Origin of the sequence: Streptomyces fulvoviolaceus (assembly GCF_000718165.1) — a bacterium.
Lineage (GTDB): Bacteria > Actinomycetota > Actinomycetes > Streptomycetales > Streptomycetaceae > Streptomyces > Streptomyces fulvoviolaceus.
In genome coordinates this window covers 1-432 of the sequence record NZ_JOEY01000174.1, presented here as the reverse complement: position 1 = coordinate 432, position 432 = coordinate 1, and the positions used below count along the sequence as shown (strand labels likewise).

Here is a 432-nt window from a genome sequence, read left to right as displayed (position 1 = left end):
CCGAACGCGGCTGAGTGGTCGGAGACGGAGACCTTCCCGACCCACGTTTTCACCAAGCTCGGTGAGCTGGGGCTGATGGGCATGCTGGTGCCCGAGGAGTACGGCGGTGCGGGTTCCGACACGGTGACCTATGTCGCGGTGATGGAGGAGCTCGGTGCCGCCGATCAGTCGGTGGCCTCCTCGTGGAACGCGCACTCGACGATCGCCACCTTGCCGCTGCTGGCGTATGGCACGGAGGCGCAGAAGCAGCGCTGGCTGGCGCCGCTGGCCAGGGGCGAGGCGATCGGTGCGTTCGGTCTGACGGAGCCGGAGGCGGGTTCGGATGCGGCCGGTATCGCGACCACGGCGCTGCGGCGGGACGGCGGCTGGCTGCTCAACGGCACGAAGATGTTCATCACCAATGCCGGCACCGACATCAGCCAGGGCGTCACC

The 432-nt window shown here is 68.8% G+C and carries 1 protein-coding gene; it reads left to right on the top strand.

What is annotated here, in order from left to right:
- The coding region (locus tag IG08_RS0153375) for an acyl-CoA dehydrogenase family protein (RefSeq protein ID WP_030622237.1) at positions 1-432 on the top strand (432 nt) is incomplete at both ends.